The sequence below is a fragment of the Parabacteroides sp. ASF519 genome (assembly GCF_000364265.2).
Taxonomy (GTDB): Bacteria; Bacteroidota; Bacteroidia; order Bacteroidales; family Tannerellaceae; genus Parabacteroides; species Parabacteroides goldsteinii.
The window spans coordinates 498989-516899 of the sequence record NZ_AQFV02000006.1; the positions used below are offsets into that span (position 1 = coordinate 498989).

Genomic DNA, 17911 nt, shown 5'->3' on the forward strand with positions numbered 1-17911 from the left:
AGAAGAATCCTTTTCTTCCCCCTCCATGATTTTTAAACTTCATCCATCACAGCTGTAATGTGTTGTATTATAGTTTTTTGTGGTGAAGTCTGCCTTTCCCGATTATTTTTATGCTCAGAAGAAAAAAACTTCCGAATGAGTAGGCATCCGTTCCGGAACGGATAGTTATCCACCGGGCAACCGATGCCTATCCGTTTGGGAGACCGTACGCTTTCGAATAATTCACATAGTAGTCCTACCATTAATCACACTATTGTGCTAGCTATACTGACACAGTAGTGTGATTAATGGTAGGATTACTATGCTATAAGGTACCGCCCGATAGTGTATAGGGGATCATTTGTATTACAACGTAATATAATCGGTGAAGGGTGAAAGTAAATATATAAAACCCCATTGTAGGAGAGCGTTTTTCATAAAAAAAGACATTTTTGTTTGGTTTTATAAGGAATATATCATAAATTATATGCGTAAAAAAGATACCTTATGAGAAAAGTAATGTTTTATTTAGTCCTGTCGCTTTCGTGTCTGGCACTAAGTGCTCAGAAGGTAACCCGTGACAGCTCGCTTTGTGCACGACGAACGGCAGAGATTGTTGCCGAGAAGTTACAAACCCAGTTGGCCTTGTTTCCGCAAGAAAAGCTTTACCTGCATTTGGACAAACAGGTGTATGCACCGGGCGAGCAGGTCCGGTTCAGAGCCTATCTGGTGGATGCCGCTTCGCATCGGCCAGTGACGAAGAGTGGTTATGTATATGTGGAATTGGCTGACCGGGAAGAACGGGTGGTGAGCCTGGCGAAGGTGCGTGCCGATTCGTTACATCTGTTCCATGGTTATTTGTTGCTTCCTAAAACGTTGGAGGCGGGTAGTTATCGGGTGCAAGGGTACACGGATTATATGAGGAATACGGGGAATAAAGAGTACCTGTTCCGGCAGACGATTCAGGTGTTGGCAGAAGCATGCCCGATTGCAGAGCAAGAAACGGTACTTTTGGAGCAAGAAAACTATGTTTTGCAGGTGAAAGAAGTATCGGATAAGATCGCTATAGAGGTGACACAATCGGATCATGTAGCCTATCCTACCGATTCTTTGTATCTGTTGTTGCATACGCGGGGTGAACTGCTTTTTTGGACAAGCTGGAAACCGGGGCAGGAACTGCTTTGTTTGGATAAGGATCGTTTGCCTGCCGGTGTTTCCCAATTGCTTTTGTTGGATGGAAGGAATCGCTTGCTTAGTGAACGGTTACTTGTCATGAGACAACCTGAGAAGGAACAGATAAAGGTCGAAGCCGAACGGCATGGGGAACGGATGACGTTGCATTTCTTTTTAGTGGATAGTACGCTGATTGCTTCAGATAATTACGTTTCCATAGCGGTAGTGGCGGGCAAGAAGAAGGTTGCAGGTTCTTCAGGTATCTATTCAAATATGTTGTTCACTTCTGATTTGTTGGAAGGGGAGGTGCCTGAGGATGGCCTGTCGGTGATGCGTCAATCTTGGAAGAGGTATGACATGGAAGCTGTATTGAATAACCGCTATGTCGTTCCTTCTATTCCTTATGAGTCGGCTTTGTCGGAAGCTGACGATTGGCAGGTAACAACCAGGTTGGATGAAGATGGAAAGCAAAAGGTTTCTTCCGAAAAAGGATTTTCCCGTTATCAACACTATTGTTCCTCTTCTCTTTCTAAGAAGGATATAGAAAAAAGGAAAGCAACGACTACAGATGAGTTGTTGGTTCGTTTGCCGGGAATGAGTAAATATCGGAACTTTTATCGGGCTTTGTCGGGCGGGACAACGCCTAAGGGGGATGGTTGTATGGTGGTTTTCAATGATGAGTTGATGCAACCTTATTTTGATATCAATCAGATAGAACCTTCTGCTATTACCTTTATGGGGGTTATTTCCGGTCCTAAGATGGCCATGTTTGGAAGAGAAGGTTCACCGATTGTGGATAGGAATAATTTGACAATAACACCACAACATGCGTTGGTGATTTCTACCCGTTCTGTGGATGATTCATCTGAAAAACGTGTAGAGCTATCGGAGGTTAAAGGAAGGGATAAAGATACGATCTTCTATTGGAATCCGGCGGTAAAGTTGGAAAAGGAGTTTTCCATATCGTTCGACATGCCCTTATCTCACTCAAACTATCGGGTTGTGTTGGAAGGGATACTGGAAGACGGACGGGTTGTTTGTGTGGATGCCTATTGCTGATTATTTTATGATGGAACCACGTTTGAAAGATAAGTATTGTGAATACACGTTACCCATCGGATTCCATCCTTATTGGGAGACAGGAAAAGGAGAGGTGACGATAGGCGATAAGCAGTAATGTTGTGAAGGTGAAAATAGCGGTGCCATCGTGTGACTGGTACCGCCATTTTTATTCTTTTACACGTTGAATCGGAAGTGCATGATATCTCCATCCTGTACGACATATTCCTTGCCTTCCACGCTCATCTTGCCGGCTTCTTTCACGGCGGTTTCCGAGCCGTAGTGGATATAGTCGTCGTATTTGATTACTTCGGCACGGATGAAACCTTTCTCGAAGTCGGTATGGATCACACCGGCACATTGCGGGGCTTTCCAGCCTTTCAGGAACGTCCAGGCACGGCATTCGTCGGGACCGGCGGTCAGGAAGGTTTGCAGGTTCAGCAAGCGGTAGGCCGATTTGATGAGGCGGTTCACGCCCGACTCTTCCAGCCCGATCTCTTGGAGGAACATCTGGCGTTCTTCATACGTTTCGAACTCGGCGATTTCGCTTTCGATCTTGGCGGCCACCACCAGGATCTGCGCATCTTCGTCTTTGACGGCTTCGCGTACGGCTTCGACATATTTATTGCCGCTGACAGCACTCGCTTCGTCGACGTTGCAGATGTACATGACCGGTTTGCTGGTCAGCAGGAAGAGGTCGTGGGCGATCTTCTGCTCGTCTTTGGTCTCGAAGGTGACCGTACGCGCGCTTCTACCCTGTTCCAAGGCTTCTTTGTATTTGACTAATACTTCGTAGGCTTGCTTGGCTTGCTTGTCACCACCTGTCTGCGCCTGTTTCTGCACTTTCGCGATGCGGCTGTCGATGGTTTCAAGGTCTTTGATTTGGAGTTCGGCGTCGATGATTTCTTTATCGCGCACAGGGTCTACCTTGCCATCTACATGCACGATGTTGTCGTCGTCGAAGCAGCGCAAGACATGGAGAATTGCATCGGTTTCGCGGATATTGGCCAAGAATTTGTTACCCAGCCCTTCGCCCTTGCTGGCACCTTTCACCAGGCCGGCGATGTCGACGATTTCGACGGTTGTCGGGATCACTCGTTGCGGATGTTCAATTTCCGCCAGTTTGTTCAGACGCTCGTCGGGAACGGTAATTACACCAACGTTCGGTTCGATCGTACAGAACGGGAAGTTTGCTGATTGTGCTTTTGCATTTGATAAGCAGTTAAAAAGGGTAGACTTCCCAACGTTCGGAAGACCTACGATGCCACATTGTAATGCCATAAATTAGTATGTTGTTTTTATTATCTATTCGTATTGTTTCATCTCGGAAGCTGCCGTCCGGCAGACTTTTTCAGCGGGCAAAGATAACCATTCTTTCTTGTATATGTGCAATTTTCATTTATTGAAGAGGTTATTCATAGTTTCCCGTAGATTTCCAACTTGAGTTCGTCTATCAGATACAAATCGCTTCGGCAATGTAAATCGGCTTCTCCATCCTGCAATAATTGAAATGTAAGGGAATGGAAAAATAAATCCATAGCTTTTGCGTAAGGTATTTTCATTTGCTCTGCGAACCCTTTGATGATTCGTGCATATTTCAATAGCTTTAATGTTCCGACTGCATCCATAACTTTTTATATCAAATCGATTGCTTCTTTAAATACCAGATATTGCTCCAGGATAGCATCATTCAATATGCAAATCTGATGGTTAGGCTTTTCATATTTCAACCTGTCCAATGCAATGTCTTTACTCATATATCCTGAAAAATAAGCATCCAATGTGGCAAACACATTATCATTCGCCACACCTCCGATTATTACATCGTATTGTAGATAAATAGTTTCTCCCTTCCGGCAAGTGAATATAAAATCCAGCCATTCTTCATCATAGGCAGTAAATGTTTTTACCTTGAAGCCGGAGGACTTTAAAAGATTTTCATCCAGTTCGTATACATTGAGTATAGCTGCTTTTCGGGCTCTTAGAAAACGTTTGCTCCAACGTTCTGCCTGCTCGCGGATAGGGGTTATATAGAAGCCTTTACCAAAGTCTAACTTTTCCCAGGAGAAAGTGAGTTCCGGCCTCTCCACCCTGCAATATGAACCGTGATAAACAATCATAGGATCTGATTTTCTTTCATTAAGTTGATAATATCTTCCACTATATATTCCCGGCTTTGTGTGTGTAGTACATCATAAAACTCGACGATATAGTCTTGCAGAACCCGGTTTTGCATCATGAGGTCATATATTTCTGTTGCCGGTTTTTGCAGTTCTTCAGCAACGCACATCACACAAAAAACAGCAAATTCCATTTGCCGGGGTGTCATATTATTATATTCTGCATCGCTCATAGATTTTTGTTGTTAATTGGAGTTGGCAAAGATAACCATTCTTTCTTGTATATTCTTCAAGAACAGGGATTATCCTGGTTTTTACAGTTAATTTATGCTGCTGCGGGAGAAGGCCAGATGCCTGTGACCTGCGGTGTAGCGGGTGCCTTCTTTTTCGTAAGGGATTTTACGCAGCATTATTTTCCAGATGTAATCGTAGAGTGACATAATCGGTGGGTTTATAGGGTTGTTTTTAACTTGCTTAGGTACAAATGTTGTTTTTCTATGTCGTAAGAGACGGCATATAAATTTTCCTCACGGCTGTCTGTTACCAGGTAGACGACGGGGTTTTTTATCCGGAGGCAGGAGAGTAGCTTTCCGCTTTTGTCGAATACTAATATTCCGTTTTCTTTCATCTGTTTTTCCGACAGGTACTGGCTGAAGGCGTAGATATGTTCTTTTCCGGCTGTGATGCATCCGAATCCCTCGTGGTGAAGGTTGTCGAATTCGATGCGGTTGTTTACCCTTTGGTACAGGAAGTCGGACGTTTGCTTTTCCCATTGTTTGGTCAGGCGTTCGTTTTCGTAAGAATAGGAAGCGATATAACCGAAATAGGTGCTGGCGTATATGAACTGGTTGTCGTGCCGGGCCAGGTATCCCTGGAAATAGTCGAGGTATTCCTGGTATTGATATTCCGTGCCGGCAATGGGATAATTTCCGAAGAAGTTGATTTCTTTGCTTTGCTTGTCTTTGTCGAAAACACTGAGTAGTCCTTTGAGGTAAGGGCCGAGACCAACAAATAGTTTATCGCCTACCTTGAACGCTTCTTTGGGCGAGAATTTACCTAACCGCAGGCGGGTGAAATCGGCGATCGACATTTCTCCGCGGTCTACAGCGAGTTCGTAATAGACGTTGTTGGCCGGGTTCAGATATTCGAGCCGGGCCTGTAAATTCTCATCGGGAGATATGACGATGGCGGTGTCTTTCTTCTTTAGCGTATACTGGTTCATTTCTTTGCCTGTAGTCTGGAAGATACGGATGGAGGAGGCATCCTGCTGGTTCAGCAGGCAGAGTAATGTATCGTTCAGCAGATGCAGGGGAGGAGCGAACAGGTCCGGGAGATCGGTCAAGGTCTCTTCTTCGAGGGGGATTTGCGGGACTGCGTATGGTGCGATCTTTTCTAATCTCACTTCCGGCCCTGAGCAACTGCCGACCAGTAAACTTGCGAATAGAACAGATAAAATGTTTCTTTTAGTCATCTTTCTTTGATTTATTTCATATTACCGTATTATACTGATGCTGTTTCATGCACTATCCGTCTGTCTTTTAGTTTTTGAATTTCAGGATCATCAAGACCGGGTTATCTTCTTCCTTTAGGTTGGAGGCTATTTCTTTCAGTTTCTCGTCCGTTATCTGGTTATTGGCGTAGGCTTCTGCCAGGTCCATGGCATTCAGTTCGATCAGGCCGTAGCCGTAGGGGACAGCTGTAGTGTTGATGAACTTCGGGTCCATCTCGCAGTTGTTTATGGCACGGTTGCGATAGACCGGTTCGCACCATTTCGGCGATATCTTGCAACCAGACTTCTTTGGGTGGATAGTCCTTTGCGACGTCGACTGTGACCAGTTGTATGTTTTTATCGTTCGTTTGCTTACAGGAGCAAACGAACGATAATGCCAGGGCAAGAATGAGGTATTTCATATACTAGTATGTTTTATCAGACCTCTGTTTAATGTGCCTCCAGCCAGTTCTTCCCTTCACCGCAGTCGGCGATCAGGGGGACTTGGAGCTGGATGGCGTTTTCCATTTCTTCGAGGACGATCTGACGTACTTTTTCCTGCTCGTCTTGGCAGACGTTGAAGTTGAGTTCGTCGTGTACCTGAAGGATCATTTTGCTTTTCAGACCTTCTTCTTCGAAACGGTTGTAGATGCGTACCATCGCTACCTTGATGATGTCGGCGGCGCTACCCTGGATAGGGGCGTTGATCGCATTTCGTTCGGCATAACCGCGTACGATGGCGTTGTGCGAATTGATGTCCGGCAGGTAACGTTTGCGTTTGAATATCGTTTCGACATAGCCTTTTTCTTTTGCGATGCGGATACTCTCGTCCATGTAATCGCGGATACCCGGATAGCTTTTGAAATAACCTTCTATAAGCTCTTTGGATTCTGCCCGGGGAATGTTCAGCCGTTCGGCAAGTCCGAATATGGAGATGCCGTAGATGATCCCGAAATTGGCCGTTTTTGCCTTGCGGCGCATGTCACCGGTCACTTCCTCGACCGGGATGCCATATATCTTGGCGGCGGTTGCGGAGTGGATATCGGCGCCGCTGCGGAAGGCTTCGATCATGTGCTCGTCCTGGCTCAGATGGGCCATGATGCGGAGTTCGATCTGCGAGTAGTCCGCCGAGAAGAAGGTGCAATCTTCGTTGTCGGGAATGAATGCTTTACGGATCTCACGTCCCAGTTCGTCGCGGATAGGGATATTCTGGAGATTCGGATTCGTCGAACTCAGGCGGCCGGTAGCCGTGACGGTCTGGTTGAACGAGGTGTGGACCTTGCCTGTTTCCGGATTAATCAGTTCGGGAAGGGCATCTATATAGGTACTCAACAGTTTTTTCAGTCCGCGATATTCCAGCAGCTTGCCTACCACCGGGTGTTTGGAACGCATTTTTTCCAGAATATCTTCGCTCGTACTGTAACTGCCTGTTTTTGTCTTTTTGGCTTTCTCTTCGATCTTGAGATGTTCGAAAAGGACTTCGCCCACCTGTTTGCTGGAGTTGATATTGAATTTGACACCTGCCAGTTCGTAAATCTCTTTTTCCAGGTTGTTGAGTGCGGCGGTCAGTTCTTCCGATGACTGCTTCAACGCAACCGTGTCGAGCTTGACGCCTGTCACCTCCATTTCTACCAATACATATATTAAAGGCATTTCGATGTCGAAGAAGAGAGACTCGATACCGGCTTTCTTCAATTCGGGGGCAAAGAAGTTTTTGAGCTTGAGGGTGACGTCGGCATCTTCGGCGGCGTACTCGGCGATCTGGGCGAGAGGGACGTCGCGCATGCAAAGCTGGTTTTTCCCTTTCGGACCGATCAGCTGCGAGATGGGGACGGGTTTATATTTGAGATACGTTTCCGCCAGGTAGTCCATCCCGTGACGAAGTTCCGGGTTCAGCAGGTAGTGGGCGATCATCGTGTCGAATAACGGACCGGCCACGCGGACTCCATACTTGCGGAGGACGATAATATCGAATTTGATGTTTTGTCCGATCTTTTGTGATTTGCGATTTTGGAGGGCAGGGGAGAAGTGGGCGACAACTTTCGTAGCTTCTTCCTTGTCGGCCGGAACCGGGACGTACCAGGCTTCGTTTTCCTTCACCGCGAACGACATTCCGACCAATCCGGCAGTAAGCGGGTCAATGCCATCTGTTTCCGTGTCAAAAGCGAAAAAATCCTGATCTGCTAAAAAACGGCCTAATTTAGCCATTTCTTCTTCAGTATCAACGGTTTTATATACATGAAGGGTCGTTTTTAAGCTCGCGAGAGTCGAATATTTTGGAACACTCGGCTCCTCGGTCGCAAATAAGTCAAAGAGATTGCCTTGAACAGGGCCTTTCGCTACTACCTTCTGCGGGGCGAGGGCGGACTTTTTCTCTTCGCCTGTCATTTTGTTAATAAATGTTCTGAATTCTAATTCCGTGTAAATCTCGGTCAGACGGGTTTCGTTCGGTTTTTCACGGACGCATTTCGCGGCATCGAACTGGATGGGGACGTCCGTCTTGATCGTTGCCAGGAATTTGGAGAAACGGATTTGTTCGGCATTCTCCGTCACTCTCTTCTGGAGGGCACCTTTCAGCTTGTCGGTATTCTCCAACAGATTTTCGATCGAGCCATATTCCTCGAGAAGTTTCTGCGCCGTCTTCTCTCCGACACCCGGGCAGCCGGGAATGTTATCGGAACTGTCACCCATCAGACCCAGGAGGTCGATCACCTGGTCGACCGAAGTCAGCGAGTATTTATTCAGGACTTCTTTGACGCCCATCACCTCGTAGTCGCCTCCGAACTTGGGGCGGTACATAAATATATGTTCGGATACCAGCTGGCCGTAGTCTTTGTCGGGTGTCATCATATAAACTTCGAATCCCTCTTTCTCGGCCTGCTTCGATACGGTGCCGATCACATCGTCTGCCTCAAAGCGGGGGACTTCCAGTATAGGGATATTGTATGCTTCTATAATATCCTTTATAATAGGAACGGATTGCCGGATCACTTCCGGGGTTTCTTCCCGCTGTGCCTTGTATAACTCGTAGGCTTCGTGACGGAAGGTCGGGCCTTTCGGGTCGAAAGCCACGGCGATATGCGTCGGGTTCTCGCGTTTCAGAACGTCTTCCAGACTGTTGATAAAACCGAAAATGGCAGAAGTGTTCATGCCTTTCGAGTTGATACGCGGATTTTTAAGAAATGCGTAGTACGACCGATAGATCAGTGCATACGCGTCTATGAGGAATAGCTTCATCTCTTTTAACACGTTTTAGGGTGACAATAGACGGTAAATGTACGAAAAAACTCGCTTACTCAATACTTTTTGTTACTTTTGCGAATCTTTGGATAGATTATGAATGATAGAAAGAAAATAGAACAACCGGTTGCGGAAGAGTTTAAACGCTTTAACGATGAGTTTGCGGATTCACTTCGTAGTGAGACGCATAGGTTGCAATCAGCTATCGACCAGCTCTTGCATGCCAGTGGCAAACATGTCCGCCCGTTACTGGTACTTCTCACAGCAAAAGCTTGTGGAAAAGTAACCGACCATACGATCAATTCGGCCGTTTTCCTTGAATTGTTGCATACGGCTACCCTGATACATGATGATGTTATCGACGAGACGAAACAGCGTAGGGGAGTCCCTTCGCTGAATGCTATTTTCGATAACCGCATTTCGGTGTTGGTAGGTGATTATGTCCTTTCCACCGCATTGATTCGTTCTATTCAAACAGGCAATTTGCAAATCATAAATATCGTATCCAACCTCGGACGTGACCTATCGGAGGGTGAGATCAAGCAGCTCGAAACGGCCGAAGAGAGTATCCTCGACGAGGCTTGCTATATGCAGGTGATTAAGAAAAAGACGGCTACGCTGCTTTCTTCCTGCACGGAGATCGGTGCTATTTCGGCGGATGCTTCGCAGGAACTGGTGCTTAAATGCCGTAAGTTCGGAGAGTATCTGGGGTATTGTTTCCAGATCAAGGATGATATTTTCGACTACTTCAAAGAAATGAATATCGGCAAACCGACCGGTAACGATATACGTGAGGGAAAGGTGACGCTGCCTTTGCTGCATGCACTTGAAAGTGGCAGGAGAGAAGAGGTGGAGTCTTTCTTGAAAGTGATTAATGAAAAGGATTTCTCATCCGGAAATATTGATGCTTTGATCGAGTTTGCCAAGGCGAACGGAGGTATTGAATATGCAGAAATGCGTATGAAAGAGTATCACGACAAAGCAGTGGAGGTGCTTATGCAGCTTCCGGAATCGGATGCCCGCGAAGGTTTGCTGGCGTTGGCCGATTATATTATGGAACGGCAGAAGTAATAGCTTCCAAGTTTGTTGGTTGTATCTGATATCTTAGAAAGGGGACGCGGATTACGCAGACGGGCGCAGATGAACACAGACTTTTTGTTTTTGAACAATAATTATCTGCGTTTCTTTGCGCCCGTCTGCGTAATCCGCGTCCCTTTTTTCTAAGATCGCTTTTCCGGAGATGAATTTATTTGCCCAGGCGGTGCTCAATATCTTCAACCAGGCTGCTGGCACCGATACGGAACAGTTCCTTGTTCAGCCAGTCGTTGCCCAGTACTTCTTTGACGATTGTATAGTATTTGACACCATCTTCGGCAGTGCGTACACCTCCCGATACTTTTATACCGATCTGCTTTCCTGTGATGGAATGGTACTTTTTGATCACTTTACACATCGTATAGACGGCTTCCGGGGTTGCACCGGGGTAACCTTTGCCTGTGGATGTTTTAATGAAATCTGCGCCTGAATACAGGGCTAAGATAGCAGCTTTCCGGATATTCTCCGGAGTGACCAGGGCACCGGTTTCGAGAATCACTTTCAGTTTGCTTTCGCGGCAGCTTTCTTTGATCTCCTGTATCTCTTCGGTCAATTCTTCATAGTTATCTTCCATGAAATAACCGAGGTTCATCACTACGTCTATCTCGTCGGCTCCCGTCATGACTGCCATGGCTGTTTCTGCAATCTTCACTTCGATGAATGTCTGTGAGGAGGGGAACCCGGCAGCTACCGAGGCGATCTTTACTTCCTGTGCCGTCAATGCCTGCTTGACTGTTTCCACGAATAGGGGATAGGTGCAGATGGCAGCGACATTCGGAACGTCGGGGCGGGTACCTTCGAAATCATTTACCCGGTCTACCAGTTTCCAGATACTTTCTTTTGTGTCGATGCTGGTCAGCGAAGTCAGGTCGATGCATCCGTGGATTTGTTTCAGGACTTCGGGGGTGAAGTTCTCTTTTTCGTGTTTTTCCAGGATGGATGCGACGTGCTTTCCTACTATTTCTTCCGTTCCGGCCGGGTCGAATTTGGCGAACGCTTCATGGTATTTGTCCATGTGTTCGTGTTCATGATCGTGATGATGTTCATGATCATGGTCGTGACCGCAGCTGCAATTGTGTTCGTGTGCCATAAATTATAATTTATTGTTGTTTATATGTCGTTCTTTGTCCCGGCTGGTTTTCTTCTGCATATTCTTTTCGAATGCTGCGGTCAGGTCCACGCCGGTCTGGTTTGCCAGGCAGATCAATACCCATAGCACATCGGCCATTTCATCGCCCAGATCGCGGTTTTTATCGCTTTCTTTGAACGATTGTTCGCCGTAGGTGCGTGCCATGATCCGCGCCAGTTCGCCAACTTCTTCGGTCAGGATCGTCATATTGGTAAGCTCGTTGAAGTAGCGTACGCCATACGTTTTGATCCACTGGTCCACTTTCTCCTGGGCTTGTTGCAAGGTAATATCAGCCATCTTATTCTTTATTTTGCGAGTCGATCAGGATAGTGACCGGCCCGTCATTCAGTAACTCTATTTTCATATCTGCGCCAAACTCTCCGGTGGCAACATTCTTGCCGATTTGCAGTCCCATTTCGGCACAGAATGATTCATACATCGGGATGGCAAAGTCTGGTTTGGAGGCATGGATGTAGGAGGGGCGGTTTCCCTTCTTTGTAGAGGCATGTAAAGTGAATTGGCTAACCACCATTACCTCGCCGCCCGTATCGATTACAGAGCGGTTCATAACCCCGTTTTCATCGTCGAAAATGCGCAGATTGGCAATCTTCTTGCACAACCATTCGATGTCCTCCTGTGTGTCGCGGTCCTCGATACCGACCAATACCAGCATCCCGTTTCCTATATTGGATTTGAGTTGTCCGTCGATTGTAACGGAACAATGCTGTACACGCTGTATAACTGTTCTCATTTGTATGTTTACTTTAAACCATTTATTAATGCTTTTGTTTTAGCTTCCCCGATCAATTCCTTCAATTCATCGAAGCTGGCTTCCCGTATTCTCTTTACGCTCTTATAATGGCGCAAAAGTAATACTTTAGTCTTTTCTCCGATCCCATTGATGCTGTCCAGTTCGGAGCGGGTCTGGCTTTTGCTGCGCTTGTCCTTGTGGAAGGTGATGGCAAAGCGGTGCACTTCGTCCTGTATTTGTGTAAAGAAGCGGAACATCTGGCTTTGTATTGGCATACCGACCGTAACGGGAGGGAAGCCGAAAAGAAGTTCTGAGGTCCGGTGCTTTCCGTCTTTCGCCAGTCCGGCTATCGGTATGTCGAGATGAAGCTCGTCTTGTATGACTTCCCGAACGACTTCCATTTGCCCCTTTCCACCGTCGGTAAGGATCAGGTCGGGCAGGGGAGAACCTTCGTTTACGGCTCGCTGGTAACGGCGGCGCACTACCTCTTTCATGGATGCGTAATCATCGGGCCCGACCACTGTCTTGATAATGTATTTGCGGTAGTCTTTCTTCGATGGTTTCGCCATTTTGAAGACAACGCAGGCAGCCACGGCATCGCTTCCTTGTATGTTTGAGTTGTCGAAACATTCGATATGTATCGGTAATTTAGGCAGGTGCAAAGCGTCCTGTACTTCTTTCAGAATACGTGTGCTCCGTTGTTCTGGGTTGAGTTTTTCCGCTTGCTTTAATCGGTCTACCTTAAATTGCTTTACATTCATTTCAGACAGTTCCAGCAATTTCTTTTTATCGCCACGCTGTGGAACCGTAAAGGTCACATTACCTAATTCCATTTCCATTTCGAAAGGAACGATGATTTCGCGTGCCGTACTTTTAAAACGATCACGCATTTCTACGATACCCAGGCTGAGCAGTTCTTCTTTGGTTTCGTCCAGCCGTTTTTTGTATTCAAAAGTATAAGCCTGTACGATCGCCCCGTTTCCAATATGCATGAAATTGATATAAGCCGACTTCTCATTCTCTGCAAAAGAGAATACATCTATATTATGAAGCATAGGCGTAACTACTGTCGATTTTGCGCGGTAGTTTTCTATTACTTCGTATTTCTCCTTTATTTTTTGAGCTTCTTCAAACTTCAGTTCTCCGGCCAAAACCTGCATCTCTTCATAGAGGTGTTTACTGATCTGGGAGATATTTCCGCGAAGGATTTCCTTTATTTCGGAAATGTTTTGCTGGTATTCTTCCATAGATTGCAAACCTACGCAAGGCCCTTTGCAACATTTGATATGGTATTCCAGACAGACCTCGTATTTCCCCGCTGCGATAGATTCCGGTGTCAATGGATATTTGCAGGTACGTAACGGATAAAGTTCCTTCAGCATCTGAAGCATGACTTTGGCAGTGTATACGGACGGGTAGGGGCCGTAATATTGTGAGCCATCCTTTACTATATTCCGGGTCTGAAATATGCGGGGAAAATATTCGTTCTTTACGGTAATCGAAGGATATGTTTTGTCATCCTTCAGCATGACGTTGTACCGGGGACGATACTGTTTGATCAGATTGTTCTCGAGCAGCAAGGCATCCTCTTCTGTATTGACAACAATGTATTTGATGTCGCGGATTTGCTTTACCAGTACACGTGTCTTATTGCTGTCGTGTTCCTTATTAAAATAGGAGGATACACGGCGCTTCAGGTTCTTTGCTTTGCCTACATAAATGATCGTTCCCTTATCATCGAAGTACTGGTAGCAACCAGGCTTGTCCGGCAAGATAGAAAGTATCATTTTTATATGTTTCTCCGTTTCTGAACTCATCTTGTTTAACTGTTTCTGTCCTATACCCAGTGTTTTAGCTTCTTTTACCTAAAGTAAATGTTTCACGTGGAACAATTCGCGTTTTATCTTCCGAGGAGCACCAGCAGAATATTTATATCGCTGGGGGAGATGCCTGGAATACGGCTTGCCTGCGCAATAGTATCCGGATCGATCTTCGTGAGCTTTTGCCTTGCTTCGGTCGATAAAGACTGGATCGAATTGTAGTCGAATTTACCTTTGATATGGATATTCTCCAGGCGGTTTATTTTCTCTGCGATGATTTGTTCGCGCCGGATATAACCGCTATACTTGATCAGGATTTCGGCTGCTTCGATAATCTCTTCTTTGCGTGAAACAGGAACCTTGTCCAACTCTGTGCGGAGTGCGGGGACGAGGGTGGCAACGCTTTCCAAAGTGAGTTGCGGACGAAGGATCAGGTCGATCAGTTTACAACCGTGAGCGAGTGGGGTAGTACCCAGCTTTTCCAATCCTTCGTTTATGTATTGCGACTTTACGGAATAGTTTTCTGCAAAGTTGATAATAGCATCCCTGTGTTCTTTTTTCTCTGTCAGCAGGTCGTAACGCTCTTGTTTAGCCAAACCTATTTTGTAGGCTTTTTCTGTCAGGCGCATATCGGCATCATCCTGGCGGAGCAGGATGCGATATTCGGCACGGGAGGTAAACATACGGTAAGGTTCGTCTACACCTTTCGTTACGAGGTCGTCAATAAGTACGCCGATATAGGCTTCATCGCGTCCTAGGATAAACGGTTCGCCTCCGTGGCAATTGATATGTGCGTTGATGCCGGCTATCAATCCTTGTCCGCCTGCCTCTTCGTAACCGGTTGTACCGTTAATTTGTCCGGCAAAGAACAGGTTACGGATTTGTTTTGTTTCCAGGTTATGATGTAATTGCGTCGGATCAAAGAAATCGTATTCGATTGCATATCCCGGGCGATAGATTTGAATATCTCTGAATGCAGGGATTGCTTGCAGCGCACGCAACTGGATGTCTAATGGGAGAGAGGAGGAGAAGCCGTTCAGGTAATACTCCTGTGTTGTTTCGCCTTCCGGTTCCAGGAACAGTTGGTGTTGGGTTTTATCTGCAAATGTTACGATCTTTGTTTCGATGCTGGGACAATAGCGCGGACCGATACTCTGGATTTGTCCGTTGTACAGGGGAGAGTCGGGGAGACCTTCACGCAAAATATTATGACATGCTTCGTTTGTGAAAGTCGTCCAGCAGCTAAGTTGTTTTAACGGGCGCGGCTGAAAATCGAGATAAGAGAATTTATGAAAGTCGTTCTCTCCCGGTTGTTCGCCCATTTCATCGAAGTGTATGCTGCGACCGTCGATACGTACAGGTGTTCCGGTCTTCATCCGTTCCGATTTAATTCCCAGAGAAACCAGTTGTTCCGTGAGCCCCGTTGCTGCCGGTTCCGAGATGCGTCCGCCACGTAATTGTGTACGTCCGATATGCATTAGGCCGTTCAGGAACGTTCCGTTAGTTAAGACTACGCTTTTTGCTCGGAATTCTACATCCATATTGGTTTTGACCCCACAGACAGTATCTCCGTCCAACATTATTTCGCGGACAGTATCCTGCCAGATATATAAGTTCGGAAGGTTCTCCAGTATTCCCCGCCAGCAATCAATAAAGCGGGCACGGTCACTCTGGGCACGCGGACTCCACATAGCCGGACCTTTGCTCCGGTTCAGCATGCGAAACTGAATCGCAGTGCGGTCTGTTACAATCCCCATATACCCACCCAGCGCATCTATTTCACGGACGATCTGTCCTTTGGCGATACCGCCTACGGCCGGATTGCAACTCATCTGTGCAATCTTGTTCATGTCCATGGTGATAAGAAGCGTTTTTGAACCCAGGTTGGCGGCAGCTGCTGCGGCTTCACAGCCTGCATGGCCAGCACCTACCACGATCACATCGTAATTGAAAGTCATTGTCGTAATTCTCTTTGTTTCTTTTGCAAAGATAGTCATACTCCGCCTTTTAGCCACCATCCCAAAGGATATTTTGCTTATGCTTTGTTTCGTTAAAGATTCCACGGATGCAGATCTGTTGTTGGCTTAATCCTAAATATGTTTTTTATATGTTCTTATGCAGCTTTTAAATTCTATAGTCCATCATATATTAATATAAGTTTAAAAAGAATGTTATGAAAAAGTATTTGTTTTTATTGGGGCTGTTGATGTCAACCCTTTCGTTGTTTGCCCAGGAGGCATCGGTCGGAAAATCGTTGTTTTCTGTCCATGCGGGTCCCTCCTGGTATTTGGGAAAGATGATCGGGATTACAAACAACTCCGATGCTTATCGCAGTGATTTGCGGAACGGGGTTTCCTGGGGTGTTAACTACTATTATCTGGGGGATAAATATATCTTCGATTCATTTAAACTGTCTCCCGGTCTCATTTATCAGGGTGGACAGTATAAAAACAGTCATGATGAAGGCTCTGATAAAATTCTGATGAACTACATTGCGCCACAAATCGCCCTGTTCTACGTCAAGCAGAAGTTTAATTTGTCTTTGTCGACGGGTTTGGGATACCAGCTTTACAAAGATAAAAGTTTGGTGTACGATAAACCGCGGAATGTGTCGATGAACAAGCTCGCTTATAATTTATCAGCAGGCGGTGAATATCTCTTTTCCCAACATATAGGAATCTCTGCAAAGGTGAATTGGATCGTTACCTCTTCGGACAGCTATTCTGTCAAATACCATGGTCAGAAATGGCAGGTCGAGTCACCTGAATTGAATGGCGGTGGCGGCTGCTTTTCTCAATTATCGTTGTTGTTCGGTATGAATTTTCATTTTTAATTAGACACCATTATGAAACATATAGTATTTATCTGTTTGCTTTTTTTCTGTATAGCTTGTGAAGAGAATAAATCGGTTGATCCCACTCTTATGCCTGAGGCTACTGCGACCGGTGCGAATACATTCGGTTGTCTGGTTGACGGTTGGGTATCTGTAAGCGGCCGCTGGGGTTTGCCGGTAGCTGAATTTACCCAACTGGAAGATAGTACCGGCATGACGATTTCGGCACAAATAGGTTTCGATTCTTACCTTCGCTTTTCAATACCCAATCCCAAACAGGGAGAAACGCTTCCGTACACGAATGTCTCTTTTGATAACCAAAAAATTGGAGATGGAAAAGTCCACATTACCCGGATGTCTGACGGGATATTCAGCGGGACTTTTGAGGGAGACCGTATTACAGAAGGACGCTTCGACCTGAAATATAAAGAGTGAACGGGAATCCGGGCCGCTACGGCTTACAACTGCTTTAAAACTTCCATCACATAATTCCGTCGTTGGCGGGAAATGCTGATGGAAGAACCGTCCTTCATGCGGATATATCCCCCATCGCTTTTGATGAAACTTTTTATTTCCTCCAGATTGATCAGATGTGATTGATGAACACGGAGGAAATTGTAAGGTGTCAGCAAGTCGTCAAATTCTTTTAATGTTTTTGATACGATCAGCTTCTCTCCCGATTTAAGATAAAAAGTGGTATAGTTGCTTTCCGATTCGCAACGGACGATAGAGCCGATTTCAACAAATTCAATTTTATCGGCGACCGACAGGGCTATTTTCTTTTGTTTATCCAGTGCCCGCTTGTTTTGCAGAAGGTTTTGCATCCGTTTGTTTTCCTGTTTTCGTAAGACGACCTGGACGGCTTTATCTACAGCATGTGTCAGTTCTTCCGGGTCAATAGGCTTCAGTAAATAGTCGAGTGCGCTGAAGCGGATAGCCTGGATCGCATAGCTGTCGTAAGCCGTTACAAAGATCACTTCAAAAGGAATATCCGGCAGACTTTCCAGGAGGGAGAAACCGGTATCGTCGCCCAGCCGGATATCCAGAAAAAGGATATCCGGTTTAGCTTCGGGCAGGACGGTACGGGCTTCCGTGACTGAACTGCAAATAGCCGATATTTTGATTTGCGGACAATAGGTACCGAGCATGCGGAGCAGGTTTTCCCGGTTCCCCTGCTCGTCATCAACAATTGCTGCGGTTATTTTTGTCTCCATATTTTTGTT

At 46.1% G+C, this 17911-nt stretch carries 17 protein-coding genes; 4 read left to right on the top strand and 13 right to left on the bottom strand.

Annotation, left to right across the window (positions count from 1 at the left end; all coding sequences use genetic code 11):
• Positions 1–486: 486 nt before the first annotated feature.
• Complete coding sequence (locus C825_RS02040) at positions 487–2211, top strand: MG2 domain-containing protein (RefSeq protein ID WP_010801216.1); 1725 nt, start codon at positions 487–489, stop codon at positions 2209–2211.
• A gap of 177 nt (positions 2212–2388) precedes the next feature.
• On the opposite strand, the gene ychF is transcribed toward C825_RS02040, so the two are convergent.
• The 7 genes from ychF to polA form a co-directional block, all read right to left on the bottom strand.
• Positions 2389–3492, bottom strand: a complete 1104-nt coding sequence (gene ychF, locus C825_RS02045) for a redox-regulated ATPase YchF (protein ID WP_010801217.1) — start codon at positions 3490–3492, stop codon at positions 2389–2391.
• A 134-nt stretch (positions 3493–3626) separates the two neighbouring features.
• The gene (locus C825_RS02050; RefSeq protein WP_009860502.1) at positions 3627–3839 is read right to left on the bottom strand and encodes a hypothetical protein; all 213 of its coding nucleotides are present in this window, start codon (positions 3837–3839) and stop codon (positions 3627–3629) included.
• Between the two features lie 6 nt (positions 3840–3845).
• Complete coding sequence (locus C825_RS02055; RefSeq protein ID WP_010801218.1) at positions 3846–4331, bottom strand: DUF3990 domain-containing protein; 486 nt, start codon at positions 4329–4331, stop codon at positions 3846–3848.
• Positions 4328–4564 carry a DUF3791 domain-containing protein gene (locus C825_RS02060; RefSeq protein WP_009860504.1) on the bottom strand — a complete coding sequence of 79 codons (237 nt, stop codon included), beginning with the start codon at positions 4562–4564 and terminating at the stop codon, positions 4328–4330. Before C825_RS02060 ends, C825_RS02055 begins: the two co-directional genes overlap by 4 nt.
• Positions 4565–4782: 218 nt before the next feature.
• On the bottom strand, positions 4783–5802 hold the full coding sequence (locus tag C825_RS02065; RefSeq protein ID WP_010801220.1) for a hypothetical protein: 1020 nt from the start codon (positions 5800–5802) through the stop codon (positions 4783–4785).
• Between the two features lie 67 nt (positions 5803–5869).
• A complete protein-coding gene (locus tag C825_RS02070; protein ID WP_135033534.1) occupies positions 5870–6226 on the bottom strand; it encodes a hypothetical protein in 357 nt (118 codons plus the stop codon).
• 44 nt (positions 6227–6270) lie between these two features.
• On the bottom strand, positions 6271–9057 hold the full coding sequence (gene polA / locus C825_RS02075; RefSeq protein WP_010801222.1) for a DNA polymerase I: 2787 nt from the start codon (positions 9055–9057) through the stop codon (positions 6271–6273).
• A gap of 99 nt (positions 9058–9156) precedes the next feature.
• Between polA and C825_RS02080 the strand changes: the two genes are divergently transcribed.
• On the top strand, positions 9157–10131 hold the full coding sequence (locus C825_RS02080) for a polyprenyl synthetase family protein (protein WP_010801223.1): 975 nt from the start codon (positions 9157–9159) through the stop codon (positions 10129–10131).
• Positions 10132–10306: 175 nt separating this feature from the next.
• Here the strand turns inward: C825_RS02080 and deoC are convergent, their stop codons facing one another.
• The 5 genes from deoC to mnmG form a co-directional block, all read right to left on the bottom strand.
• Positions 10307–11245, bottom strand: coding sequence for a deoxyribose-phosphate aldolase (deoC, locus tag C825_RS02085; protein ID WP_010801224.1), 939 nt, complete (start codon positions 11243–11245; stop codon positions 10307–10309).
• A 3-nt stretch (positions 11246–11248) separates the two neighbouring features.
• Complete coding sequence (locus C825_RS02090; RefSeq protein WP_009860511.1) at positions 11249–11581, bottom strand: nucleotide pyrophosphohydrolase; 333 nt, start codon at positions 11579–11581, stop codon at positions 11249–11251.
• Between the two features lies 1 nt (position 11582).
• Positions 11583–12035, bottom strand: a complete 453-nt coding sequence (gene dtd, locus C825_RS02095) for a D-aminoacyl-tRNA deacylase (RefSeq protein ID WP_010801225.1) — start codon at positions 12033–12035, stop codon at positions 11583–11585.
• Positions 12036–12043: 8 nt separating this feature from the next.
• The gene (gene uvrC, locus C825_RS02100; RefSeq protein ID WP_010801226.1) at positions 12044–13852 is read right to left on the bottom strand and encodes an excinuclease ABC subunit UvrC; all 1809 of its coding nucleotides are present in this window, start codon (positions 13850–13852) and stop codon (positions 12044–12046) included.
• An 83-nt stretch (positions 13853–13935) separates the two neighbouring features.
• Entirely contained in the window at positions 13936–15813 is a 1878-nt protein-coding gene (mnmG, locus tag C825_RS02105; protein ID WP_044215035.1) for a tRNA uridine-5-carboxymethylaminomethyl(34) synthesis enzyme MnmG, read from the bottom strand.
• A gap of 215 nt (positions 15814–16028) precedes the next feature.
• Between mnmG and C825_RS02110 the strand changes: the two genes are divergently transcribed.
• Positions 16029–16688: an outer membrane beta-barrel protein gene (locus C825_RS02110; RefSeq protein WP_010801228.1), complete on the top strand. Its 660-nt coding sequence runs from the start codon at positions 16029–16031 to the stop codon at positions 16686–16688.
• A 12-nt stretch (positions 16689–16700) separates the two neighbouring features.
• A complete protein-coding gene (locus C825_RS02115; RefSeq protein WP_010801229.1) occupies positions 16701–17123 on the top strand; it encodes a Riean_0653 family protein in 423 nt (140 codons plus the stop codon).
• Between the two features lie 23 nt (positions 17124–17146).
• Here the strand turns inward: C825_RS02115 and C825_RS02120 are convergent, their stop codons facing one another.
• Positions 17147–17902, bottom strand: coding sequence for a LytR/AlgR family response regulator transcription factor (locus tag C825_RS02120; protein WP_009860517.1), 756 nt, complete (start codon positions 17900–17902; stop codon positions 17147–17149).
• Positions 17903–17911 lie beyond the last annotated feature (9 nt).

Excerpts from the sequence above, each read along its gene's own strand:
- C825_RS02040 (WP_010801216.1), top strand. The coding sequence starts at position 487 with ATGAGAAAAGTAATGTTTTATTTAGTCCTGTCGCTTTCGTGTCTGGCA.
- ychF (WP_010801217.1), bottom strand. The coding sequence starts at position 3,492 with ATGGCATTACAATGTGGCATCGTAGGTCTTCCGAACGTTGGGAAGTCT.
- C825_RS02050 (WP_009860502.1), bottom strand. The coding sequence starts at position 3,839 with ATGGATGCAGTCGGAACATTAAAGCTATTGAAATATGCACGAATCATC.
- C825_RS02055 (WP_010801218.1), bottom strand. The coding sequence starts at position 4,331 with ATGATTGTTTATCACGGTTCATATTGCAGGGTGGAGAGGCCGGAACTC.
- C825_RS02060 (WP_009860504.1), bottom strand. The coding sequence starts at position 4,564 with ATGAGCGATGCAGAATATAATAATATGACACCCCGGCAAATGGAATTT.
- C825_RS02065 (WP_010801220.1), bottom strand. The coding sequence starts at position 5,802 with ATGACTAAAAGAAACATTTTATCTGTTCTATTCGCAAGTTTACTGGTC.
- polA (WP_010801222.1), bottom strand. The coding sequence starts at position 9,057 with ATGAAGCTATTCCTCATAGACGCGTATGCACTGATCTATCGGTCGTAC.
- C825_RS02080 (WP_010801223.1), top strand. The coding sequence starts at position 9,157 with ATGAATGATAGAAAGAAAATAGAACAACCGGTTGCGGAAGAGTTTAAA.
- deoC (WP_010801224.1), bottom strand. The coding sequence starts at position 11,245 with ATGGCACACGAACACAATTGCAGCTGCGGTCACGACCATGATCATGAA.
- C825_RS02090 (WP_009860511.1), bottom strand. The coding sequence starts at position 11,581 with ATGGCTGATATTACCTTGCAACAAGCCCAGGAGAAAGTGGACCAGTGG.
- dtd (WP_010801225.1), bottom strand. The coding sequence starts at position 12,035 with ATGAGAACAGTTATACAGCGTGTACAGCATTGTTCCGTTACAATCGAC.
- uvrC (WP_010801226.1), bottom strand. The coding sequence starts at position 13,852 with ATGAGTTCAGAAACGGAGAAACATATAAAAATGATACTTTCTATCTTG.
- mnmG (WP_044215035.1), bottom strand. The coding sequence starts at position 15,813 with ATGACTTTCAATTACGATGTGATCGTGGTAGGTGCTGGCCATGCAGGC.
- C825_RS02110 (WP_010801228.1), top strand. The coding sequence starts at position 16,029 with ATGAAAAAGTATTTGTTTTTATTGGGGCTGTTGATGTCAACCCTTTCG.
- C825_RS02115 (WP_010801229.1), top strand. The coding sequence starts at position 16,701 with ATGAAACATATAGTATTTATCTGTTTGCTTTTTTTCTGTATAGCTTGT.
- C825_RS02120 (WP_009860517.1), bottom strand. The coding sequence starts at position 17,902 with ATGGAGACAAAAATAACCGCAGCAATTGTTGATGACGAGCAGGGGAAC.